This window comes from Paenibacillus sp. FSL H8-0122 (assembly GCF_038005345.1).
GTDB lineage: Bacteria > Bacillota > Bacilli > Paenibacillales > Paenibacillaceae > Paenibacillus_AQ.
In genome coordinates this window covers 2218742-2242580 of sequence record NZ_JBBOTB010000001.1, presented here as the reverse complement: position 1 = coordinate 2242580, position 23839 = coordinate 2218742, and the positions used below count along the sequence as shown (strand labels likewise).

Annotated in this window: 27 protein-coding genes; all 27 read right to left on the bottom strand. The window is 51.0% G+C overall.

Annotation, left to right across the window (positions count from 1 at the left end):
- A complete protein-coding gene (flhB, locus tag NSS64_RS09845; protein WP_339310144.1) occupies positions 1-1095 on the bottom strand; it encodes a flagellar biosynthesis protein FlhB in 1095 nt (364 codons plus the stop codon).
- 22 nt (positions 1096-1117) lie between these two features.
- Positions 1118-1909 carry a flagellar biosynthetic protein FliR gene (fliR, locus tag NSS64_RS09840; protein ID WP_339310146.1) on the bottom strand — a complete coding sequence of 264 codons (792 nt, stop codon included), beginning with the start codon at positions 1907-1909 and terminating at the stop codon, positions 1118-1120.
- Between the two features lie 4 nt (positions 1910-1913).
- Positions 1914-2183, bottom strand: coding sequence for a flagellar biosynthesis protein FliQ (gene fliQ, locus NSS64_RS09835; RefSeq protein WP_036692523.1), 270 nt, complete (start codon positions 2181-2183; stop codon positions 1914-1916).
- Between the two features lie 22 nt (positions 2184-2205).
- Positions 2206-2970 carry a flagellar type III secretion system pore protein FliP gene (fliP, locus tag NSS64_RS09830; protein WP_339310147.1) on the bottom strand — a complete coding sequence of 255 codons (765 nt, stop codon included), beginning with the start codon at positions 2968-2970 and terminating at the stop codon, positions 2206-2208.
- A complete protein-coding gene (locus NSS64_RS09825) occupies positions 2967-3497 on the bottom strand; it encodes a flagellar biosynthetic protein FliO (protein WP_339310149.1) in 531 nt (176 codons plus the stop codon). The genes fliP and NSS64_RS09825 overlap by 4 nt, the downstream gene beginning before the upstream one ends.
- Before the next feature lie 9 nt (positions 3498-3506).
- Positions 3507-3872, bottom strand: a complete 366-nt coding sequence (locus NSS64_RS09820; protein WP_036692515.1) for a response regulator — start codon at positions 3870-3872, stop codon at positions 3507-3509.
- Positions 3873-3898: 26 nt separating this feature from the next.
- On the bottom strand, positions 3899-5233 hold the full coding sequence (fliY, locus tag NSS64_RS09815; RefSeq protein ID WP_340940082.1) for a flagellar motor switch phosphatase FliY: 1335 nt from the start codon (positions 5231-5233) through the stop codon (positions 3899-3901).
- Complete coding sequence (gene fliM, locus NSS64_RS09810) at positions 5223-6221, bottom strand: flagellar motor switch protein FliM (RefSeq protein ID WP_036692509.1); 999 nt, start codon at positions 6219-6221, stop codon at positions 5223-5225. Before fliM ends, fliY begins: the two co-directional genes overlap by 11 nt.
- Positions 6222-6260: 39 nt before the next feature.
- A complete protein-coding gene (locus NSS64_RS09805; protein ID WP_076078616.1) occupies positions 6261-6728 on the bottom strand; it encodes a flagellar basal body-associated FliL family protein in 468 nt (155 codons plus the stop codon).
- Positions 6725-6949 (bottom strand): flagellar FlbD family protein, encoded by a 225-nt coding sequence (locus tag NSS64_RS09800; RefSeq protein WP_036724671.1) that lies wholly within the window; start codon positions 6947-6949, stop codon positions 6725-6727. Before NSS64_RS09800 ends, NSS64_RS09805 begins: the two co-directional genes overlap by 4 nt.
- Before the next feature lie 112 nt (positions 6950-7061).
- A complete protein-coding gene (gene flgG, locus NSS64_RS09795) occupies positions 7062-7880 on the bottom strand; it encodes a flagellar basal body rod protein FlgG (RefSeq protein WP_340952140.1) in 819 nt (272 codons plus the stop codon).
- A gap of 123 nt (positions 7881-8003) precedes the next feature.
- Positions 8004-8387 (bottom strand): TIGR02530 family flagellar biosynthesis protein, encoded by a 384-nt coding sequence (locus NSS64_RS09790; RefSeq protein WP_076158282.1) that lies wholly within the window; start codon positions 8385-8387, stop codon positions 8004-8006.
- Positions 8384-8911 carry a flagellar hook assembly protein FlgD gene (flgD, locus tag NSS64_RS09785; RefSeq protein WP_341139983.1) on the bottom strand — a complete coding sequence of 176 codons (528 nt, stop codon included), beginning with the start codon at positions 8909-8911 and terminating at the stop codon, positions 8384-8386. The genes NSS64_RS09790 and flgD overlap by 4 nt, the downstream gene beginning before the upstream one ends.
- Before the next feature lie 27 nt (positions 8912-8938).
- Positions 8939-10411 carry a flagellar hook-length control protein FliK gene (locus tag NSS64_RS09780; RefSeq protein WP_341139982.1) on the bottom strand — a complete coding sequence of 491 codons (1473 nt, stop codon included), beginning with the start codon at positions 10409-10411 and terminating at the stop codon, positions 8939-8941.
- Positions 10412-10433: 22 nt separating this feature from the next.
- Positions 10434-11381: a MotE family protein gene (locus NSS64_RS09775; protein ID WP_341139981.1), complete on the bottom strand. Its 948-nt coding sequence runs from the start codon at positions 11379-11381 to the stop codon at positions 10434-10436.
- 18 nt (positions 11382-11399) lie between these two features.
- Positions 11400-11843 (bottom strand): flagellar export protein FliJ, encoded by a 444-nt coding sequence (gene fliJ / locus NSS64_RS09770; protein WP_340940068.1) that lies wholly within the window; start codon positions 11841-11843, stop codon positions 11400-11402.
- 6 nt (positions 11844-11849) lie between these two features.
- Positions 11850-13163 carry a flagellar protein export ATPase FliI gene (gene fliI, locus NSS64_RS09765; protein ID WP_036692488.1) on the bottom strand — a complete coding sequence of 438 codons (1314 nt, stop codon included), beginning with the start codon at positions 13161-13163 and terminating at the stop codon, positions 11850-11852.
- On the bottom strand, positions 13156-14004 hold the full coding sequence (locus NSS64_RS09760; RefSeq protein ID WP_339310156.1) for a FliH/SctL family protein: 849 nt from the start codon (positions 14002-14004) through the stop codon (positions 13156-13158). Before NSS64_RS09760 ends, fliI begins: the two co-directional genes overlap by 8 nt.
- Complete coding sequence (gene fliG / locus NSS64_RS09755) at positions 13997-15013, bottom strand: flagellar motor switch protein FliG (RefSeq protein ID WP_036692485.1); 1017 nt, start codon at positions 15011-15013, stop codon at positions 13997-13999. Before fliG ends, NSS64_RS09760 begins: the two co-directional genes overlap by 8 nt.
- 4 nt (positions 15014-15017) lie before the next feature.
- Entirely contained in the window at positions 15018-16607 is a 1590-nt protein-coding gene (fliF, locus tag NSS64_RS09750) for a flagellar basal-body MS-ring/collar protein FliF (RefSeq protein ID WP_341139980.1), read from the bottom strand.
- Positions 16608-16641: 34 nt separating this feature from the next.
- Positions 16642-16950, bottom strand: coding sequence for a flagellar hook-basal body complex protein FliE (gene fliE, locus NSS64_RS09745; RefSeq protein WP_036724654.1), 309 nt, complete (start codon positions 16948-16950; stop codon positions 16642-16644).
- Between the two features lie 29 nt (positions 16951-16979).
- Positions 16980-17426 carry a flagellar basal body rod protein FlgC gene (gene flgC / locus NSS64_RS09740; protein ID WP_036692480.1) on the bottom strand — a complete coding sequence of 149 codons (447 nt, stop codon included), beginning with the start codon at positions 17424-17426 and terminating at the stop codon, positions 16980-16982.
- Positions 17427-17432: 6 nt separating this feature from the next.
- Positions 17433-17840, bottom strand: coding sequence for a flagellar basal body rod protein FlgB (flgB, locus tag NSS64_RS09735; protein ID WP_036724652.1), 408 nt, complete (start codon positions 17838-17840; stop codon positions 17433-17435).
- A 376-nt stretch (positions 17841-18216) separates the two neighbouring features.
- Entirely contained in the window at positions 18217-19617 is a 1401-nt protein-coding gene (hslU, locus tag NSS64_RS09730) for an ATP-dependent protease ATPase subunit HslU (RefSeq protein ID WP_036724651.1), read from the bottom strand.
- Between the two features lie 33 nt (positions 19618-19650).
- On the bottom strand, positions 19651-20193 hold the full coding sequence (gene hslV, locus NSS64_RS09725) for an ATP-dependent protease subunit HslV (protein ID WP_036724650.1): 543 nt from the start codon (positions 20191-20193) through the stop codon (positions 19651-19653).
- A 40-nt stretch (positions 20194-20233) separates the two neighbouring features.
- Positions 20234-21622: an FADH(2)-oxidizing methylenetetrahydrofolate--tRNA-(uracil(54)-C(5))-methyltransferase TrmFO gene (gene trmFO / locus NSS64_RS09720; protein ID WP_340940067.1), complete on the bottom strand. Its 1389-nt coding sequence runs from the start codon at positions 21620-21622 to the stop codon at positions 20234-20236.
- A gap of 23 nt (positions 21623-21645) precedes the next feature.
- Positions 21646-23742 carry a type I DNA topoisomerase gene (gene topA / locus NSS64_RS09715; RefSeq protein WP_340940066.1) on the bottom strand — a complete coding sequence of 699 codons (2097 nt, stop codon included), beginning with the start codon at positions 23740-23742 and terminating at the stop codon, positions 21646-21648.
- Between the last annotated feature and the right edge of the window lie 97 nt (positions 23743-23839).

Here is a 23839-nt window from a genome sequence, read left to right as displayed (position 1 = left end):
TTATCTCCTCTTGCCTTTAAGCTTGTATACATAGGCCAGCACTTCGGCAACTGCCTGGAACAGATCAGCCGGCACTACATCACCGATCTCCGCTCTCTGGAACAATGCCCGTGCCAGCGGCTTATTCTCCATCGTTACAACACCATGCTCCTTGGCCAGCTCCCTGATGCGGAGTGCCACATAATCCTGGCCCTTGGCTATAATCTGAGGAGCCTCCATTGTGGAACCGTCATACTTCAGGGCGACTGCAAAGTGGGTCGGGTTCGTGATGATAACATCGGCCTTGGGGACCTCCTGCATCATCCGCTGCATCGCCATTCTGCGCTGACGTTCCCTGATCTTGCCTTTGATGATGGGGTCGCCCTCCATCTTTTTGTACTCATCCTTAATGTCCTGCTTCGACATCTTGAGACTCTTCTCATGCTCGTATTTCTGATAGATATAGTCCAGTACAGCCATTATAAAAAGAGCCGCTGCAATCTTGATGCCCAGGCTCATGGTCAGCTTCGCAACGAAGCTGTATGTCCCTTCCGCATCGACATGCGAGAGACGTGAAAAGCTCTCCTTCTGTCCCCAAAGCGTACTGTAGACCAGATAGGCAATCAGGATGAGCTTGAAGACAGATTTGAGGAACTCTACTACGGAACGCATGGAAAAAATATTTTTGAAGCCTTTGATGGGGTTGATCTTGCTGAACTTAGGCGTAATTCCTTCGCCCGAAGCCATAAAGCCTACCTGTGCAAAGTTCGCCACAAGCGCCAGCAGGAAGGTGATGCCCAGCAGCGGAGCGAGCAGAATGAGGATCTGCAGCCCGTACTGGTTGAACAGTGCCGAGATATTCTCCGGTGTTACCTCAAGCATCATCCGGTTCTGGAACACATCTGTATACAGCTTGATAAACCGTTCTTTCATGAAGCCGCCGAAGACGCTCAGTGACAGCAGCGCCGAGAAGAGGACCACTGCACCTGACATTTCAGCACTTTTGGCAACCTGCCCCTTCTTGCGGGCATCCTGCCGTTTCTTCGGAGTGGCCTTCTCTGTCTTATCTCCCCCGAACAGCTGAAGGTTCAGTTTGTATCTTGCCTGTTTTGCCAAGACAATCTCTCCTTACCGTAGCCTAAGGACTCTTCCCAATGAGGCCAAGCAGGTTGTGCATGGACTCGAACATAATCTCGAAGAGATTCTGGAACAGCGCAGCCAGCCCCGGCATCAGTATAAGAAGCAGCGCCAGACCGATAATGATTTTGAGCGGAACACCGATGACAAACACATTATATTGCGGAGCCGTTCTCGCCAGGAAGGCCAGGCCTACATCCGTCAGGAACAGTGCAGCGACCAGCGGAGCCGACATTTGGAAGGCCAGCATAAAGGATTGGGCAAAGGTGCGGATCAGAAACTCAGACAAGCTTCCGCCGATCATTTTGAGGAACAGATCATTATCTATCGGCACCCATTTATAGCTGTATACGATAGCATCCAGCAGGTAGTGGTGGCCATTCATGCTCAGGAACAGCAGCAGTGCAATCATATACTTGAAATTGCCGATAATCGGTGCAGAAGCCCCGGTCATCGGGTCAATGACGTTCGCAATCCCGAACCCGATCTGAATATCGATAAAAGAGCCCGCAGTCTGAATCGTCATAAACATCAGGTAGGCGATAAACCCAAGCAACAGCCCGATTAATGCCTCCCTGATAATCAGGAGGATAAACCCCAGATCCTGCGGAACCGTAATATTCATGCTGCCTGAGCTGAAGATGACCATGGACACAAAAAAAGACAAACCGATTTTGAATGTTGCCGGCACGCTTTGTGACGAAAAGACAGGAACGACAACAAAAAAGGCGGTAATTCGACAAAAAATCAACAGAAAGACAGGAAAACTTTGCAGCAGGGTCTCTATATTCATAGTCTCAACCGATATACATATAGAGACTGCCCAGAATTTGGCTGGTGAAATCCACCAGCTTCGTTATAATCCACGGACCGAACAGCAGTAAAGCAAGCAGTACGGCAACGATTTTGGGAACAAACGCCAGGGTCTGCTCCTGAATCTGGGTTGTGGCTTGAAAAATACTGACGATCAGTCCTACCACCAGACCAAGAATCAGCATGGGGGCGCTGGTCTCCAGCACTAAATATACGGCTTGGCCGGCCAGACCGATAATAAACTCCGCATTCATCCCATGTGCCTCCTCTTACAAGTCAGGTGTTAAAACTCAGCAGCAGTGATTTGACTACTAGGTACCAGCCGTCCACCAGCACAAAGAGCATAATTTTGAAAGGCAAAGATATCATGACCGGCGGCAGCATCATCATCCCCATGGCCATCAGGGTGCTGGACACCACAATATCAATAATAAGAAAAGGAATAAAAATCATAAAGCCCATGGTAAAAGCCTTCTTCATCTCGCCGATTGCAAAAGCAGGTACCATTACTGTTAAAGGAATATCATTATAGCTGGCTGGCTTCACTGTAGCGTTATTGCCGGTATAGTTCATGAACAGCAGCAGGTCCTTCGTGTTCGTCTGCTTGAACATAAACTCCTTAATCGGCTCCTGCGCTTTGTTCAGTGCTTCGCTCTGGGTCAGGGTGCCCTTCATATAGGGCTGTAAGGCCGTCTCGTTCACGGTTGCCAGCGTCGGCGACATAATGAACAGGGTTAAGAATAGAGCCAGTCCTACAAGCACCTGATTCGGAGGCATCTGCTGTGTACCAAGTGAGGTTCTTACGAACCCAAGTACGATCACGATCCGCGTGAAGCTGGTCATCAGCACCAGGAATGAAGGAGCAATGCTAAGCACCGTTACCAGCAGCAGGATGGAGATGGAGCTTGTCCCCCCGCTTGGGGCATCGTTGTCCCCCACCGAGATATTGATATTAGGAATCGGGTCAGCCTGAACCGGATGCAGGAGCAGCACACTGAAAATACCAAGCAGCAAAAAAGAAAGAATCAGCTTTTTTTTCATAAATCCTCCGACTCTTTCCTGAGATCCTCATCCCTGCGCAGTTCCTCCAGCTTCTCTTTGCGCTCTGGCGCCAGGGCAAGCTTGGATTGCAGCGTCTCATAGAAAGACGAAGTCTCATGAATCTCAATTTCCTGGGACGGCACCTCACCGCGCAGCTTGGACTTAATTTTGGCGATAAGCGGTGCCATGAAGTTGTCCGTTCCTGAGGCCTGGTCTTCAAAAGCGGATATAATCAGCGCCACCTCTGCCGGATCGGTGATCTTATCCATCATGGTGATGTCCTCGCCCACTCCGATCAGATAGAGGCTGCCGCCCAGCTCAATGACCTGAACCGACTTATTCGGACCCAGCCCCAGCGCACCCAGCGTACGGATGGAACGGCCGCTCATCAGAGTCTGATTGCGGCGTCCCAGAAAACGGATCAGCAGCACGATAAGAATAACAATGACTGCCAGAAAAAAAACAACCTTCAATAAATTCAGCAGGGCATTACTACTGTCTCCGAGCGTTCCGGAAGCAAATAACATACCTCGTTCCTATATACCCAGCGTTTTATTGATGGCTTCAATGACACGGTCTGCCTGGAAAGGCTTCACAATAAAGTCCTTGGCACCGGCCTGGATTGCATCAATAACCATAGCCTGCTGACCCATGGCTGAACACATAATGACTTTGGCATTGGCATCTACTTTTTTGATCTCCTTAAGGGCGGCGATTCCGTCCATTTCAGGCATGGTGATATCCATCGTGATCAGATCCGGGCGCAGTTCCTTAAATTTCTCTATAGCCTGTGAACCGTCCTGAGCTTCACCCACTACCTCAAATCCGTTCTTCGACAAAATGTCCCGGATCATCATTCTCATAAATGCTGCATCGTCCACGATTAGAATTCGGTTAGCCATTTTTACAAAATCCTCCCTAAGTATGCTTATTGTAATTTTTGTATACGGTCCCACTGGCTGACGATATCCGTAACGCGGACACCGAAGTTCTCGTCGATAACTACGACTTCCCCCTTGGCAATGAGCTTGTTGTTAACCAGAATGTCAACAGGCTCACCTGCCAGCTTGTCCAGTTCAATAATTGAACCTTGCGACATTTCCAGAATATCTTTGATCTGCTTCTGGGTCCTTCCTAATTCTACGGTTACCTTCAGTGGTATGTCCATTAATAAATTTAAATTATTTTCGTCAATATTGCCAAAAGCCCCTGCACTCAGATTCGCAAATTGCACAGGCTGCACATTTACATTACGGCCCTGTGCCGGATTCTGCGGCTGAGCCTGCGGATATGGCGTGCCTTGCGGCGGCATTCCGTAAGGCGGCATGCCCTGCATCCCATACGCCGGCATCCCTGCCGGAGGATAATAATATCCCCCTTCCGGCATTCCCGGATAAGGCGGCATGCCCTGACCCTGCGGAGGATATTGCGGCGGGTACCCTCCCGCCTCCGGCGCTGGCATCTGCTGCTGAGCTGCAGGCGGCGCCTGCGCGGGTTCCGGTGCAGGCGCTGGTGCGGCTGCCGCAGCCGGAGGCGGTGTAGCTTCCGCAGAGGAGACTGCCGCTTCCTGGTCAGCCTGGCTGACATCGCCTAGCAGCATGGTCACCATATCCTTGGCGAATTGTACCGGTAGCAGCTGCATGATCGTGGAATCAATCAGATCACCGATCTTGAGGCGGAAGGAAATCTGGATCAGAGTCTCATCATCCGGCAGGCTGCCTACACCTTCTCCGCTGGACATGTTAAGAATATCAATGCCAGGCGGAGAAATGTTGACGAATCTGTTGAAGATCGTTGACATTGAGGTAGCGGACGAGCCCATCATCTGGTTCATCGCTTCCTGCACGGCACTGATATGAATCTCGTTCAGTTCCTCGTCTTTGGGATCTCCTTCCCCGCCGAGCATCAAGTCGGCAATGACCTGTGCATCCCGGATCTTGATCACCAGAGAATTAATTCCCTGGAAACCGTCAACATACTGTACGTGAACAGCTACATGAGGTTTGGGAAAGGCTTCCTCGAACTCTCCGCGTGTAATAATGGATACCTTAGGGGTAGTAATGTCTACCTTCTTACCCAGCAAGGTGGAGAGTGCGGTTGCCGCACTTCCGAAGGTGATATTGCCGATCTCTCCCAATGCATCCTGTTCAAAAGGTGTTAAGTAATCATCCACGGTCTTCGGTGAAGGAGCCAAATTGCCTTCCGCAGACTGTCTAAGAAGAGCATCTATCTCTTCCTGGGACAAATAATCTTTACTCGTCAAACTCTTCAACCCCTTCGCTGACAATCTCGTCTATTTGCACAGCCACACGTTCTTTGATCATCCCCGGACTTCCAATGAATTTCAGCTTGTCCCCCACCTTAATCGACAGACCGGAATCCACCGTCTTGTTAAGAGAAATCACGTCGCCGATGCTGAGCCCGAGAAATTCAGCAATGGATAAATTCGATTCGCCCAGCTCAGCCACGATGGGAAGCTGCGCCCGGTGCACTCTTGCCCGGATGGCTTCGAGCTCTACCTCATCCCGCACCTTTTTCTCAGAGACAAACCACTGGTGCACCGAGAGTCTTGACATAATCGGCTCCAGCACAACGTGCGGGATACAGAGGTTGATCATCCCCGTTGTGTCTCCTATTTTGGTACTGAGGGAGATCAGGGCAATCGTTTCATTTGGCGATACAATTTGCATAAACTGCGGATTCGTTTCCAGCGCCTCCATCCGGGGATGGATATCAAGCACCGTTTTCCAGGCTTCCTGCAGACTTTCAAAGCATCTGCTGAAAATCCTCTCCATAATGGTCGTTTCGATTTCAGTCAACGCGTTGATTTTGGAGGGTGCCGTTCCGAAGCCGCCAAGCAGACGGTCCAGCATGGCAAAAGCAATATTCGGATGCACCTCCATCACCATCCGGCCCTCCAGCGGCTCGGCCTCAAAAATATTCAATATCGTCATTTTGGGAATGGAGCGGATAAACTCGTCATAAGGGAGCTGCTCTACTTGAACGACATTGATCTGCACGAAGGTGCGCAATTGGGCCGAAAAGTACGTTGTAAGGTAGCGGGCAAAGTTATCATGAATCCGGGTTAAGCTGCGGATATGATCTTTGGAGAAGCGTACGGCCCGTTTGAAATCATAAGAGCGGATCTTTTTAGTAGTTTCTTCTTTTTTAAGTTCGTCGGCATCCATTTCACCGGATGAAAGTGCAGCAAGCAGAGCATCAATTTCGTTTTGTGATAGTACATCAACCAATTCAATCACCCCCCCATCAAAGAATTGACCCGCCTGCAGCTACATTGGTGCCATTATGAATTTGGTGAATTCAATCTGGGTAATAGAACCTTCTGTCAGGTTTTTGTTGATGATGTTCACCAGTTTGCTGCTGAACTGATCTTTGCCGCTGGCCCCATTCAGCTCCTCGGGTTTGGCATCGGCAATCGCTTTGATAATCAGCGGTGTTATTTTAATCGATTTTATCTTTTCGAATTCTTCCTTGGACGCCGCTGAATCTAATTGAAGCGCGATGTCAACTGAAAGGATGTAATCGGGATCGGCGAGATTAGTTTTGATATCCTGGATTTCGGCCGTCATCTTAACAATTTCATCAGCAGTCATCTTCTTCGTCTCCACGTTCTGGACAGCCTTGTTCACTTCATTCCCGTCACCCGGGAAAAATCTGTCCATCAGCAAGAATGCAGCGACTACGATAAGTGTAACGGCCAGCAATATCGTGATGAGCCATGGCAGCATCTTTTTCATGAAAGCTCCTCCATTGACTGGACTTTAATGGTGGCAGCGTGTGTGCCTATGTCCCTGTTATATTCCTTGATCTTGCTAATGACTTCATCGGCCTTCTCAAGCACGATCAGCCTTTTGCCGGTTACCAGCGTAATATACGTGTCCGGTGATTCTTCAACCATTTCAACCAGCAGGGCATTCAGCCACATCCCCGCCCCGTTCAATCTTGTTACCGAAATCATGACAGGCCTCCTAACCTAAATAGGGGGAGGAGCTCCTCCCCCACGACTGCAATAACATTTCCGCTGCAGGCAAAACGTTATTATTCAGCAAGTTACATATTACGGTTCAGGCTTAACGCTTCAGATTAACTACTTCCTGTAATACTTCATCGGAAGTGGTGATAATCCGCGAATTCGCCTGGAATCCACGCTGGGTAACAATCATTTCTGTGAACTCGCCGGTCAAATCCACATTGGACATTTCCAGCTGGCCGGTAACGATAGTACCTGTCCCGGCTTCTGGATCATTGGCAGTTGTCGGCTCCAGTGCACCTCCATCATTTGCATTTAAGGTCACCCGGTACAGATTTCCGCCGATTTTCTCAAGCCCCTGCGGATTGCTGACTTTAGCCATGCCAATCTGTACACCAGCCTCAGTAGTGCCGTCTGCCATTGTCTGCACAATCGTTCCGTCACTGGAGATGGAGAATGCCGTAACATCGTCAGCGATCTGAATGGGTCCGCCTCCGGAGTCAACGACATGCAGACCATCCGATGTAATCAGATTGCGGCCCGCATCCACATGAAAATCTCCGGCACGGGTCAGGAATGGAACCTCCTGATCACCCGAAAGCTTCACCAGAAAGAATCCGTCTCCATCGATTCGCAGATCTGTAGGGTTATTCGTTGTCATCGCACTACCAGCTGTGTGCAAAGTGTCAACGGAACCAATGGATACCCCAAGACCGATTTGCTTGGCATTGACACCGCCTTGTCCCTCTTCTCCGGGTGCTGTAACCCCGGAGACAGTCTGGCTCATAATATCCTTGAACATCACGCGTCCTGACTTGAAGCCGATGGTATTGACATTCGCAATATTATTACCAATAACATCGAGCTTGGTTTGGAATCCGCGCATACCTGAAACCCCTGAGTACATAGATCTTAACATTATTAATCGTCCTCCCGGTTATAGAGTCTTCTGACTCTTAAGAATTGAAAGATGAAGCTGGAGCGGTGGCCGCGTCAGTCGGTCGGCAGCCACATTCGGCTCTCCAGTAAGGACCAGCCGAGGTCAAGATATAATTACCGCACTGTCAATCTGCGTGAATACATTGTCTTTCATTGAATTGCCGTCCATCGCTGTAACCACTGTCCGGTTCTTTACACTTACAATCAATGCCATGTCCTTCATAAGAATCAGAGATTCTTTGCTGCCCTTAGCGGCTGCTTTATCTACCGCAGAGGAGATCTGATCCAACTGGCGGCTGCCAAGCTCAATTCCCCGCTGCTCCAGACGCTTGGCTGCATGATTGCTGAACTTCAGCATATTCTTCTGCAGCACACTCTCGAACGACGCCTCAGGACTTGATGAGCCCTTAACAGATTGCTGACGCTGCAAGGCGGAAGGATGTACAGCTGCCGGATATAATTGTCCGATAGTTATTCTGTCACTCATGATGTCTCCCCGCCGCTTGTTTCAGTCTCGCTGGCTGCCGGAGTCTCACTGGCCGCTGGTGTCTCGCTACCGGCTGGAGTCTCGCTACCCGCTGCAGGTGTAGTGCCGGCATTCTGAATTTGCGTAATATCCGTCAGAGCAATCCGCTCCTTGCCTACCACTGCATATTGCACACCGCTGCTGACAACAATCGATTCAACATTGCCTGATTTCGGCAATTTCGTCTCGGCATCCGTCCAGGTAATATCCTTCCCGATCAATCCTGACACAGAGCCAAGGGACTGATTCAGTGCTGTAAGCTGGGTGGATATGTTCATAAGCTGCTCTACAGATGAGAACTGAGCCATTTGAGCGATGAATTCCTTATCCTCCATCGGCTGCATCGGGTCCTGATTCTGCAGCTGGGTAATCAGTATTTTCAAGAACTGATCCTTGCCCAGTGTAGAGGTGCCTGTGGTCTTGGGTGTCTTATCATTCGCTACATAATTCCATTGGTTGCTGTTAGACACGGGAGTTGTTGCCATATCATTTCACCTCGCTTATCCTATCGATCAAATCTTGGTTGAGAATCCGCCGCTCTGGTTACTGTCCTGCTGAGCTGCTGATACCCAGTCTTTCCATTCTCCATTAAGCTCTGCGGCAAGCACGGCATCTGCCGATTCTTCCTGGCGTTCCCGTGAACGTCTGCCTTGCTGCTGTCCGCCCGCGCCTGTCTGCTGACCCTGACCTCCGGTCCACTGTGACTGAGGGGAGCTGTTGTTCTGCGTCACTTCGAGGCGCTCTACTTGAAGTCCCTGGGACTGCAAGGCCAATCGAAGCTGACTCATCTGCTGCTCAAGCATATCCTTGGTTCCGGCATGCTGGGTCATGAACTGTGCCACCAGATTACCGTTTTGCATGGAAATCTTCACATCCACTTGTCCCAGATTCTCCGGGAATAAGGTAATCGTAGCTTCAGCCACTCCACCCTTCTTGACAATCTCAAGCTTGCCGCTGATGAAGGTGTTCATCTCCTGGGCGAATTGCTGAACCGGCACTGGCGCGGCTTCCGCCTTGAGCGGTGCAGTAATTCCGTGCCGCAGGGATAATTGGCCGGCCGTTACAACCTCCGGCTCTGCGGTCGCTGCTTCGCCAGCGGGCAAAGCCTCCTCGGCTGATACGGTCTTCTTCATCGAAGCTGCCATTCCTGCAAGAACAGGAGTGGAGCCCTCATCTGCAATTACAGCTTCGGCGGTACCGGCTGCTGCTGCATCCAACATGGAACGAGTGCTAGCTGAAGCCCCTAACAACCTACGGACATCCGTTGCCAAATCTGCTTTGCTATACATTTCCACCTTGGGCTCGCTTTCCGTTGCCTGCTTAAGCGACACCGCTGGAGCATCCACAACTGCTGGAGCCTTGTTAGCCATGGACTTGTGATTAACAGGCGCACTCTCCGCCATAATAGCCGAGAATTGATTCAGCAGCGCCGCTCCTTTGGCAGCAGTCTCCTGATCCCCGCTGACAGCTGCCGTCTGAACCTGTTGAAGCAGGCTGTTCAGTTCATCTTGAACGGCAAAGCGCAGGGTTTCAGGGTTCTTGGCAAGCGGCGACAAGCTGATGGATGTATCAGCAGCAGTAGCCGAGGCATCCTGTGAACCTGTAGAGGGATTGCCGGACACAAAAGCAGATACTTGAAGCAGCCAGCCTTGAAGCGCTGCAATCAGCGCCGGATCAGCCGCAAGGCTGGTGTCCAGCTTCTCAATATCCTGCACAAGACCTTCCAGCAGATTCGTTTGCTTGACATCTGCGCTGCCTGTCTCTTCTCCCTTAGCCTGAACAGCACTCAGGAGTCCCTGCAATAATGAAGCCAAATTACCGGCTGCAGGAGTCTCAGTGCCTTTGACAGCGGTAACTCCCACCATGCTCTGCACAAGCGTCTGGGCAAATGGCGTCGCCGGATTAACCGTTCCGGTTGTTCCCTGCTTTGTGCCGCCGGAAGCAGCCAGATTGCCTGCGGTTAAGGTTTGTAGAATAATACTCATCTTTTTCACCTCCCTTCAAAGGTTATTTCCCGCCCATCAGACGGTTGACAATTTTGGCTGTCTGTTTGCTGTCTTTCTTGGTCATCTCCCCCAGAATCGAGGAGCGGACCGAATCACTGACCGTATTCAGCACCGTGATAACCTTATCCGGACTAAGGCTGTACATGGAGCCAAGCAGCACTGCCGCATCCGCAGCGGGCATACTGGTAAAGGTCTGGCCTAGCTTCTCCTGATCCAGATTAGCTGAAGGCTTGGGAGTAGAGGTACCCGCCTCCTGCTTCAGCCGGGATTGCAGGGCTGCAATAGCCATATCGGTTGAATTTGTGGTTTCTTTTAGCTTTATGGAGACATCTGCCGCTTTTTTGGCATCCATTTTTTCCAGGATGGCCGTTTTGCTGGCATTACTCATGACACTGAAGATTTGAACCATCTCATCGGTAGTCAAATTCTCCATAATCGGTGCCGCTTTGGAGGCCTTCATGCCGGCGTAGAGCTTGGCCAGATCCGTCACTTTCTTCAGATAAGGATCTTCCTCTTCCTCAGTGGCTGCAGCCGTTTCAGCGGCAGTCTTTAACTCTTCAACCTGCTTTTGAAGCGCTTCAGCCTTGGTGGTCTCCGCCGCCTTGTCTTCCTCAGCCTTCTTCAGCTTCTCCTCCTGGGCGGTAAGCTGTGCTTTGAGCTCTTTGATCGTGCTCGCGGAGCTGGCGGCTTGCTCCTTGCTCTCAGCCGGCGTATTCTCTGCGGCTTCACCCGGCGCTGCCGGGTCTGGGGGCGGATCAGGCACCCATTTCTCTATAACAGGAATTTTGTTGGCAATCGCCAGCACGTTGTTACGGATATCCATATTAAATAGGGTGAGCAGTACGCCAAGCAGTACAAGCGTGAAAATGATTGGAATCATCAAGAACAAAAAACGCTCTAATTTGCCTGCCGACCCTTCATCTTCAAATTCCATCTGATTATTTGCCACTGGCGGAAACCTCCCGGGTTAGAGGGATTTCATCGCGAAGCGGACGGTAGCCATCTCATCCAGTTCGTTTTGTTCCCGTAAACTCATATTCTGCAGAAATGCGGTTTGTGCTTTGTCTTTGGCCTTAAGCCATACCTTCTCATCCAGAACCTTAGTACTCAGGTGATCCTGCTTATTCTGAACCTCAACATGTGCCCGGCTGATATCGGAATGCTTGCGGGCAATGCATTTGTCGAGATAATCTACGTAATCCTGCATTTCGCGAAGCTTAGCCATCGGTGTCTTCTGCTGTGCTGCACTTTGCAGGGACAACATCAGCGTGCTGCGCTGGCCGATTAATTCATCAAGGCTTTTTTCCTGTGCCTGCAGTTCTCCGAGCGCGCTTGAGAGCATCCACTCTGCCTGTGTTTTTTCGTTACCCTTCAAGTCCACCACTTTTTGAAAAGTATAATGGAATCTCATGATCAATCAACTCCTCGAGAACTGTGAAATTAAAGTCTGCTGCACTTCGCTAAGGGTTACCTTCTCGTTCACTTTTTGCTTGGTGAAATCCCAGATGCTGTCGATGTAATGCATCGACTCATCGATTTGTGCGTTAGAGCCCCTCTGGTAGGCTCCGATGTTAATCAGATCCTCGGAATCCTTATACACCGCCATCAGGCGCTTCACATTCTCGGCTGCTGCAATCTGCTCCTCCGGGGCGATATCCTTCATCACCCGGCTGATGCTTGCGAGAACATCGATCGCCGGAAAATGTCCTTTGTTGGCTATATTCCGGTTCAGAACAATATGTCCGTCCAAAATACCGCGTACAGCGTCTGCTATCGGCTCGTTCATATCGTCACCGTCAACCAGCACCGTGTAGAACGCGGTGATTGAGCCTGTAGGACCCGTCCCGGCCCGTTCCAGCAGCTTAGGCAGACTGGCGAACACAGAAGGTGTGTACCCTCTCATCGCAGGCGGCTCACCGACAGCCAGTCCCACCTCGCGCTGCGCCATCGCATAACGCGTTACCGAGTCCATCATGAGCATGACATTCAGACCACGGTCACGGAAGTACTCGGCAATCGTAGTAGCGATCAGCGCCCCCTTGATCCGGATCAGCGCAGGCTGATCGGAAGTAGCCACAATGACTACCGAACGCTGAAGGCCTTCAGGTCCCAGATCACGCTCAATGAAATCAAGCACCTCTCTGCCCCGTTCACCGATCAGCGCAATCACATTGACATCTGCCGAGGTGTTGCGGGCAATCATCCCCATCAGGGTACTCTTCCCAACACCCGAGCCGGCAAAAATCCCCACACGCTGCCCCTTGCCGATCGTCAAAAGTCCATCGATAGCCCGGACTCCAATGCTGATCGGCTCGGCGACCCGCGGGCGGTTAAGCGGATTGGACGGAATATTGAAGGTGGAGCTATGCGGCATTCTGGCCGGTATGAGCGAACCGTCCAGCGGCTGACCCAGACCGTCGAGAACCTTCCCGAGCAGCTCCGAGCCGACTTGAACGCTCAGCGGCTTGCCGGTGCCCACCACATCACAGCCAGGCCCGATGGCCTGCAGTTCGCCAAGCGGCATTAACAGCACCTTGTTATCACGAAACCCCACAACCTCTGCTTGAAGCGGCTTACTTCCTTTGGCAGGATAGATATAGCACACATCACCGATGCTGGCGTCAGGCCCTTCCGACTCCACCATCAGCCCGATAACCTGTGTAACCTTACCGTTAATCCTTACCGGATCGAAGTTACGCAGCTGATCTTTGTATCTTCTGCTGTCAAGCATCGTCGTCCCCATTTCCGTGTTCTTCCGAGTCCAGAGCGATTCTTAGCAGCTCTTTTTTAATTTCGGCAAGCTGGGTATCAACCCGGGCATCGATACTGCCGAAGGAAGACCGGATCACACATCCCAGATCTCTGACTGTTGAATCCGGGAGGATCTGCAGTTCAGCCTGAGAGTCCACAGCAAGCGAGAGTTCTTCGCGGGCCGCATTGACAAAAGCAAACTGTGCAGGAGACACACAGAGTGAGATCAGCCCCTGCTCGCGTTTGCGGGCCAGGTTCTTACGGATCAAATCCATCGCAAATTGCGGTTCAACGGTCAGCTGCTTGTCCACGATTTTCTCAGCAATATCGCAGCTTAGCTCTACAAGAAACGGTTCCGCCTCCTGAATAATTACATCTCTTGCCCGGTAGGCTTCCTGAAGCACGGTCCGCGCTTCTTCCATCATCTCGGCGAGACGCCGGGACATCTCCTGCTCTGCTTGAGCCAGACCTTCCTGGTACCCTTGCTGATACCCCTCGGATTTGACGGCTTCGATCAGCAGCTCATCTTGTTCTCTACGCTCGCGCCACCATTCTTCAGCTTCCGTCCGTGCTGATTCCACAATATTCTCCGCTTCCTCGGAGGCGCTGCGGACTTGACTCTCCGCGAACTCCTGAGCATCCTTCAGCATTTGCTTGCGTGACTGCTCCGCTGCCTCTCTCGCGGGGTCCTGGTAGTGTACTTCACCCGGAGGCTCTTCAGGAGCCGGCTCTTCAGTCAGACCTGCATGATGCCTGGCCTGTTCAAGACGCTTCAGCACATCTACCGGAATATATTGAGAATGCTTGATCAGCTTAGACAATAATGTCATCTCCTCCGCCACGGGCGATGATAATTTCACCAGACTCTTCGAGTCTGCGGATCGTGCCTACGATGCGGGTCTGTGCTTCTTCCACATCACGCAGCCGCACAGGTCCCATGTATTCCATTTCCTCGCGGAAGGTCTCGGCCATACGCTTGGACATATTGCGGAAGATCACATCCCGCACTTCCTCGCTGGCCACCTTGAGCGCAAGCTGCAGGTCCGCGTTGTCGATATCCTTGATAATCCGCTGAATCGAGCGGTTGTCGACATTGACGATATCCTCGAAGACGAACATCCGCTTCTTGATTTCCTCGGCCAGCTCCGGGTCCTGAATTTCCAGGGAATCCAGAATGGTCCGCTCTGTACCGCGGTCTACGCCGTTCAAAATCTGTACAATCGATTCGATACCGCCTGCATTCGTATAATCCTGGGTGACTGTAGCAGACAGCTTCTGTTCCAGTACACGTTCGATTTGGGTGACCACCTCTGGAGAGGTGCTGTCCATAATTGCTATTCTTCTGGCCACCTCCGCCTGCTTCTCCTGAGGCAGGGAAGACAGGATGGAGGCCGCCTGTTCAAATTGCAGATAAGAGAGTACAAGTGCAATAGTCTGTACATTCTCGTTCTGGATGAAGTTGAGAATCTGGTTCGGATCAGCCTTACGGGCAAAATCGAAAGGTCTTACCTGCAGCGTTGCCGTCAGGCGGTTGATGACTTCGAGCGCCTTGGCCGAGCCGAGAGCTTTCTCCAGAATCTCTTTGGCGTAATTGATACCGCCCTGCGAGATATATTCCTGTGCGAGACAGATCTGATGGAATTCGGACATAATCGACTCTTTTTCCCCGCTGTCCACCTTGCGTACATTCGCAATTTCCAGCGTCAGCTGTTCGATTTCCTCATCCCGCAGATGCTTAAATATTTGTGCCGATACTTCAGGCCCTAGTGTGATAAGCAGGATCGCCGCCTTTTGACGGCCGCTGAGTCCCTGCTGGCTAGCTTTTGCCATCTCTTCACCTCTGTTCTTCAGCAAGCCAGGTGCGGAGCAGATTTACGAATTCATCCGGCTTCTTCTTCGCCAGACTTTCCAGCTGCTTGCGGACCTGACTTTCATTCGTCACGCTATCCATATTAATTGAAGGGAACTCGGTAGGAACCTGCAGCGGAATATCTTCTTCGACCTCTTCCTCCTGCTTGTTCTTGCGGCTGCGGTAGATCAGATATCCTCCGCCTGCACCGACCAGCAGAGCTGCCGCACCGATGGCCCAGATCATCCAGGTTGCCAGTCCGCCGGATGCGCTCTCGGCAGTGGCACCTCCAAATTGTTGCGAGAATACCGAAACTTTTTTGGTCAGGTCTGCGTCTGTATAAGTGATACCTGAATCTGCCAGGGACGCGCGGACAATGTTGACCAGAATGTTCTGTATTGCTCCTGAAGTAGCCTCGTCCAAAGTTGTTTGTCCTGCAGGTGGTTCAACCGCAACATTTATGGTTAAATCTTTTACAGTATATGGACTTGCGATAATATCTTTAGTGATTCTAGTAACTTCATAGTTCCTTGTCTCCGATGATTCCTCAGAAGAAGAAGCACCTGTGTCAGCCCCCGCAGGATAACCTGCAACATCTTCAGATCCTGTACCTGCGACTCCTCCGGAAGTGTTCCCTTGGCCCGAGAATGTTTTGCTGATAATCTGCGAGCTGATCTCAATCCCCTTCATATTCTCAGCATCCACCGGTACTACGACATCTTCCTTTCTGTTCTCCTTATCGAAATTAAGCTTGGAGAACACCAGGACATCGACCTTATCGGGACCTGTGAGAGTACTCAGGAATTGCTTCACATCTCGCTTCACATCATCTTCGAATTTCTTCTTGAGTGCGAAGTTCTCTTCAACTTGGCTGGAGATCCCCGCCTGGCCGCCCTTGGCCGTCGGTTTCAGCTCCACCTCGTTGTTGGTGATTGTAATGTTGTCGATGGGAAGATTCGGGACAGCGGTCTTCACGAGATTGAAGTAGCCGTCAATATTCTCCTGGGAAGGTCTGAATCCCGGATCAAAGCTCATCACCACGGAAGCCTGCGCTTTCTCCTGATCCTCCTGTGAGGCGAATACTGTCTCCTTCGGCAGGGTAATGAGAACCTTGGCGTCTTTGATCCCCTGCATCCTTCTCATCAGCTGTTCAACTTCACCATTAAGCGCATTGTTGTATTTAACATTGAATTCACTGTCTGTAGTACCGATCATGGACGAGGATTCATTGAATACCTTGTACCCGATTGAGCCTTGCTGAACGATTCCCTGAGAACCAACAGCTATCTTGATACGTGCAGCGTCCGTACTGGGAACTGAGATACTTTTACCATCCGGGCTTAAACGGTAAGACACCCCTGATGTATCCAAATAACTCATAACTCCCGCTGAATCGGTACTGTCCAGGTCCTGAAAAGCAACCTCGTATTCCACCTTCGATAACTGCATGGTCGTAACTACGATTATTATAATGATAATAAACAGAGTGGAGAAAAATAATATCTTCTGTTTACCGCTGAATCTGTTCCAATACTGGGTTATCTTCTCCCGGTACTGGGCCAATCTTTCATTCACAGTGTCACCCCATCCGAAACGTAGCTAGGATTATTTAGATTTGAGTTCTCATAATTTCCTGATAGGCTTCAATCACTTTGTTCCGGACTTGTGTAGTCAGCTGCAAACTCAGCAATGCCTGTTGGGACGAAATCATAGCCTCATCAATGTTGACCTCTCCCAGTACAAATTTGTTACTCATGTCTTTCGCCTGCTGTTCCTGATCTGCTACCTGGTTAAGCGCATTCTCCAGATATGAACCGAAGCTCTGTCCCGGCTCTTGCACGGCTGAGGATTCTGCAGCTACGGACTTCATAGCCAGCGGCTGAACCGCCTGGTTCCCGATCAATAAATTCTGTATCAATTCTTCTCCCCCTAGACAGTCAATTCATTCTACCGGCCGATTTCAAGCGCCTTGGTCACCATGGATTTGGATGCATTCAGCATCGTAACATTCGCTTCGTAAGAACGGGAGGCAGACAGCATGTCTACCATTTCCTTGGTCACATCCACATTCGGCATATAGACATAACCGTCAGCGTCCGCATCAGGATGGCTCGGATTATACACCGGCTTGAGCGGAGAAGAATCCTCGATAATCGATTTCACCTTGACGCCATCATTGCCGCCGCTCATCTTGGAGCCTAGTATATTCGCGAAGCTGTCAGCCTGAGTAGTCTCCAGAACTGTGAGCTTACGGCGGTAAGGTACGGCTTTGCCGTCCACCACGGAGGCTCTTGTAGTCTCGGCGTTGGCGATATTGGAGGAGATCACATCCATCCGCAGTCGCTGGGCGGTTAAAGCCGAGGCGCTAATACCAAAGCTGCTGCCAAAGTTCATTATTCATTACCCTCCCTGTACAACTGTACGCATCATTGTGATCTGACTGTTCAGCTGTTCAACATAGGAGTTGTATCTCAGCTGGTTCTCGGCGCTCAGTGCCTGTTCACGATCCATATCCACATTGTTGCCGTTGTTATTCATAGATGTAGTCTCATCGGTACTGACCACAGCGGCCGGCATACCGGTCACTGTCCCGAAGCGGAAATGACGGGAGTCTGATACTTTCGCACCCAGCGTGGCTTTAAGTCCGCTCTCCTGATCTCTCAGGAAGCTCTCAAAGCTGACATCTGAACGTTTAAAATTTGGTGTATCATTATTTGCTACATTATTAGCCAGAACACTTTGTCGTTTGGTGGCGGCATCTAGGCCTCCTTGTAATCTTTGAAAACTGACACTGTTCAGCAAACCCATAGTAATCCCCCTTCCAAACCTATCATAATGAAAAGAATTCCACAACTTTGTTCAAATCCCTGCTTATTTTCGACAAATAAAGTCATTTTTTTCACAACATATTCGTCTTAAAGTCGAACCATGTCGATGAATGATTCTTATGTCAATCTCACATACATTGATTCTCTTAGAATTTGTATATTATTACAATAAGAAATAAGCCCTATCTTTTCTGAAAAGAGAGGGCTTAAAGCATGTTTTTACAATTATTTTCCTTTTATATTACATTTTATGTTTTATTATAGATTTATTTAACTTTTTATGCATGAATTTAGAATCAAATTTGTATAACCATAATTCGAATTACCTATATTAATGATTTTATAGCTCTGCCTTCTCACAGAATATATTGGCTTAAGTCGCGGTCCTGCGCGATTCCTGCCAGTTTTTCGCGAACATACTCCGGAGTGATGACCATTGTGTCGAGCGTCAGCTCAGGCGCCTCGAATGATAGATCCTCCAGCAGCTTTTCCAGGATCGTATGAAGACGCCGTGCCCCGATGTTCTCCATATTCTGATTCACGGAGGCCGCGATCTTGGCAATTTCCTGAATGGCTTCCTTCTGGAACTGGATTTCAATGTTCTCCGTCTGCAGTAAATGCACATATTGTTTCGTAAGTGCGTTCTCAGGTTCCGTAAGAATAGATACAAAGTCCTCAAGTGTCAGACTGCTCAGCTCTACACGGATCGGGAAGCGCCCCTGAAGCTCAGGGATCAGATCTGAAGGCTTGGCAATATGAAAAGCGCCTGCGGCGATGAACAGCACGTAGTCTGTCTTCACAGGCCCGTATTTGGTCATGACTGTCGATCCCTCGACGATGGGCAGAATATCGCGCTGCACGCCTTCGCGGGATACATCGGGACCGGAGCCCTTGCCCTGGCTGGCCACCTTGTCGATCTCGTCGATGAAAATAATCCCGGATTGCTCTGCGCGTGCTACCGACTCCTGAATCATGTCGTCCGTGTCAATCAGCTTGGCCGCTTCATCCTGAATCAGCACCTTGCGGGCTTCACGGATCGGCAGCTTGCGCTTCTTCGTACGCTTCGGCAGCAGGTTCCCGAACATCTCCTGCATGTTCATACCCATCTGGTCATTGCCCTGCCCGGCGAACATATCCATCATCGAAGGCGTCGTGTCCTCGACATCAATCTCAATGACGTCATCCTCTAACTGGCCGGCGAGCAGCTTGAACTTGATCCCTCTGCGGCGTTCGCTCAGGCTTCCGTCCTCCGGCTCTTCCTTGGATTCTTCCGCCCCGCCGTTGTTCCCGCCAAAAATCATCTCAAACGGATTGCGCTGCGATTTCCCCTTTGAGGAGGAAGGGACCAGAATGGCCACAATCCGGTCATTCGCCAGCTCTTCTGCACGGTCCTTCACCTTTTCGGTGCGCTCCAGCTTCACCATACGGATAGAAGTCTCTACCAGATCACGGACCATCGACTCCACATCACGCCCCACGTAGCCGACTTCCGTAAATTTGGTCGCTTCGACTTTGATAAACGGGGCATTAACAAGCTTAGCCAGACGCCGGGCGATCTCTGTTTTACCTACACCGGTAGGGCCGATCATCAGGATATTCTTTGGCACAACCTCATCCCGCAGCTCCTCGGACAACAGACTGCGCCGATACCGGTTGCGGAGGGCAACGGCCACTGATTTCTTGGCCTGCTTTTGACCTACGATATATTTGTCAAGCTCTGTTACGATCTGGCGTGGCGTAAGCGATTGATTCACCATTGTGACTTCCTCCCTTTATATATGGCACCTTGCCTATAACTCTTCGACAATAATATTGGAATTGGTATATACACAGATCTCGGAGGCAATTTGCAGCGCTTCTCTGGCAATGTCACCGGCACCCAGATGGGAGGCATGGCGCTTGAGCGCCCGCCCGGAAGCCAGCGCAAAGTTACCGCCGGAGCCGATCGCCAGTACATCATCATCCGGCTCGATAATTTCACCATTGCCGGAGATCAGCAGCATGCCTTCCTTATCCATTACAATCATGAGCGCTTCCAGCTTGCGCAGAATGCGGTCCTGGCGCCAATCCTTGGCCAGCTCCACCGCTGCCCGCTGCAGATTGCCATGGTGCTCCTCAAGCTTCCCCTCGAACTTCTCGAACAGCGTAATCGCATCAGCAACGGAGCCTGCGAACCCGGCAATGACCTGACCTCTGTACAGGCGGCGGACCTTCTTGGCCGTCGTCTTCATAATGACACTCTCTCCGAATGTAACCTGGCCGTCACCGGCAATCGCCGCATGGCCGTTATGTCTTACCGCACAAATCGTAGTTGCATGAAAGCTGGGTAACATGATGGGCACCCTCCTCAGATTAGGTAATGCAGGTCTGAACCTATTGTGCCGGTTGTGCAGAACTATCCGCTTCTGCCGGATCAGCATCCACCGGCTCCGGCTCAGCATACTTCAATTCATGGGCTGCAGCATAAGCAGCAAGGCTGTCGAGCGCCCGGTAAGCCAGACGTTCATTCTTCTCTTTTTTGCTGCGGAACCGCGTCTCAAGCTTCGGCAGCAGGCCAAAATTGGCATTCATCGGCTGGAAGTGTTCAGGATCTGCCGAAGTAATATAGGCGGGCATGCTGCCCAGCACCGTATCCTCGGGGAAGATCAGGCTCTCTTCGCCAAGCGCTGCTCTCGCTGCGTTCATACCGGCGATCATACCGGAAGCCGCAGATTCTACATACCCTTCCACCCCGGTCATCTGGCCGGCAAAATACAGTCTCTCCCGGCCCTTCATCTGGTAAGTGGGCTGCAGCAGCTTGGGGGAATTAATGAAGGTATTGCGGTGCATGACCCCATAACGCACATATTCCGCTTGCTCCAGGCCCGGAATGAGTGAGAATACGCGTTTTTGCTCTCCCCACTTCAGATGGGTCTGGAAGCCAACCAGATTATACAGCGTACCGGCAGCATTATCCTGACGAAGTTGCACAACCGCGTAAGGCAGCTTGCCTGTATGAGGATTCATCAGTCCTACAGGCTTCATAGGGCCGAACAGTGCCGTCTGCTTGCCGCGTCTCATCATAATTTCAATCGGCATACAGCCTTCAAAGTAAATCTCTTTCTCAAAATCTTTGAGTGCAGCCGTCTCAGCCGAGATCAGCGCATCATAAAAAATATCGAATTCCTCTTCCGTCATCGGACAGTTCAGATAGGCGGCTTCGCCTTTATCATAGCGGGAGGCCAGATAGACCTTGCTCATATCGATGCTGTCTTTCTCTACAATCGGAGCCGCTGCATCATAGAAATAAAAATACTCTTCGCCAAGCAGTCCCTTGATCTCCGAGGACAGGGAGGGTGAAGTCAGCGGCCCGGTGGCAATAACAACAATCCCTTCCTCCGGTATATGCGTAAGTTCCTCGTTTATGACTTCCACCAGAGGGTGGTTATGCAGCATGGACGTGATTTCACCGGAGAATCCGTCCCGGTCAACAGCAAGAGCGCCTCCCGCCGGAACGGCATGCCTGTCGGCTGCACCCAGTACCAGGGAGCCCAGGCGCCGCATTTCTTCTTTTAGTACACCCACTGCATTTCCGAGGCCATTCGCCCGCAATGAGTTGCTGCAGACCAGCTCGGCGAACTGATCTGTATGATGCGCCGGTGTCTTCACGACAGGACGCATCTCATACAATCTGACCGGAACACCGCGCGAAGCGATCTGCCAGGCAGCTTCACTTCCGGCCAGACCTGCTCCGATAACGGTTACTTGTGCTTTTTCTGTCAATTTCCGTTCCTCCTGTAGCCCTATTATTCTGCTAACTCATCGCTTTCGATTACAGCCTCTGTATGATCACATGAAGTGCACTGCAGCTTGGTTCCCTGCTTGTTGCGCTTCTCTATCATCCAGGAGCCGCAAGCCGGACATGGCTTCACTGACGGCTTATCCCAGGAGACAAAGTCACAGCCCGGATATTGGTCGCAGCCGTAGAAGACACGCCCCTTCTTGCTGCGCCGCTCCACTACCTTGCCTTCATGGCATTTCGGACAGCTTACACCGATATCCTTAATGATCGGCTTGGTGTTGCGGCATTCCGGAAATCCGGAGCAGGCCAGGAATTTGCCGAACCGGCCCAGCTTATAGACCATCGGCTTGCCGCATTTCTCACACAGCTCATCGGAGACTTCATCTTCAATCTCGATTTCCTTCATTTCTTCTTCCGCATATAGGAGTCTTTTCTCAAAGGATTCATAGAACTGGGCCAGCACCTTCACCCAATCCTCCGCACCTTCCTCCACATGGTCAAGGTCCCCTTCCATATGGGCGGTGAATTCCACATTGAGAATTTCCGGGAAGAACTCTTCCATTTGCTCTATGATTAGTTCTCCAAGCTCAGTCGGCATGAACTTCTTCTCTTCAATCGCCACATACCCGCGCTTCTGGATCGTCTCCAGGGTCGGAGCATACGTACTTGGACGGCCTATACCCAGTTCCTCAAGCGTCTTGACGAGACGGGCTTCTGTATATCTTGGCGGCGGCTGGGTGAAATGCTGCTTCGGCTCAATCTCGCGCTTCTCAAGCTCATCGCCCGCCTTCAGCTGCGGCAGGAACTTCTCTTCGTCTGTTGTGCCGTCGTCATTCCCTTCCACATACACCTTCATGAAGCCCGGGAACGAGACCTTGGACCCTACCGCTCTGAATATCGCTGTACCGGCTGTAATATCTACCGACAACGTATCCAGCAGCGCGGAAGACATCTGACTGGACACAAAACGCTCCCATACCAGCTTATACAACCGGAATTGATCACGGCTCATGAATTCCTTGACCGTATCCGGCTCACGCAGTGCAGAGGTCGGACGAATCGCTTCATGCGCGTCCTGGGCGCCCGCAGCCTTCTTGGAATATTGACGCGGCGTCTCGGGAATGAACTTCTCACCGTATTTGGATTGGATCAGCTCCTTGGCTTCATCCTGGGCCGTAGTGGATATACGCGTGGAATCTGTACGCATATAAGTGATTAACCCGACAGTGCCTTCCTTGCCCAGCTCCACTCCCTCATAGAGCTGCTGTGCAACAGACATCGTCTTGGACGCGCGGAAGCCCAGCTTACGGGCAGCCTCCTGCTGCAGTGAGCTTGTCGTGAACGGAGCGGATGGATGCCGCTGTCTCTCCTTCTCTTTCACTTCTTTGACCTGGAAGGCCGCGTTCTTAATCGCTTCCAGCACTTCCTGCACATCGCTCTCTTGACCCAGTTCCTTCTTCTCGCCGTTCAGCCGGTGGAACTTGGCTTCGAATTCAGAATCCCGAATCGCTAGCCGGGCAGTAATGCTCCAGTATTCTGTAGGAATGAATTCAGAAATTTCATTCTCCCGGTCCATAACAATCTTGACCGCTACCGATTGTACCCGTCCGGCGGAGAGGCCTTTTTTGACTTTCTTCCATAATAGAGGGCTAATCTTGTAACCGACAAGCCGGTCCAGAATCCGCCGTGCCTGCTGGGCGTTCACCAGATCCATATTAATCTTGCGCGGTGTCTTGAAGGCATCCTTCACCGCCTGCTTGGTAATTTCATTGAAGACCACGCGGCATTCCTGTGTGTTGTCCAAATTCAGCGCATTTGCCAAATGCCAGGCAATAGCTTCCCCTTCGCGGTCCGGGTCAGCTGCGAGATAGACTTTTTTCACTTTTTTGCTGGCATCCTTAAGTTCCTTCAAGATAGAGCCCTTGCCGCGGATCGTTATATATTTGGGATTAAACTGATTCTCCACATCCACACCGATCTGACTTTTTGGCAAATCTATGATATGCCCCATTGATGCCTTAACAATATATTTGCTGCCCAGATATTTACCAATCGTTTTCGCTTTTGATGGTGATTCTACAATAACCAACGCATCTGCCATAGGTTTTCCTCCCAAAAGTTCGTAAGCAGATCACCTCCTGAACCAGTCCTCGGACCCGGCTGTACCAGAAAGTCTATGCTTACCACAGTTACTTCTA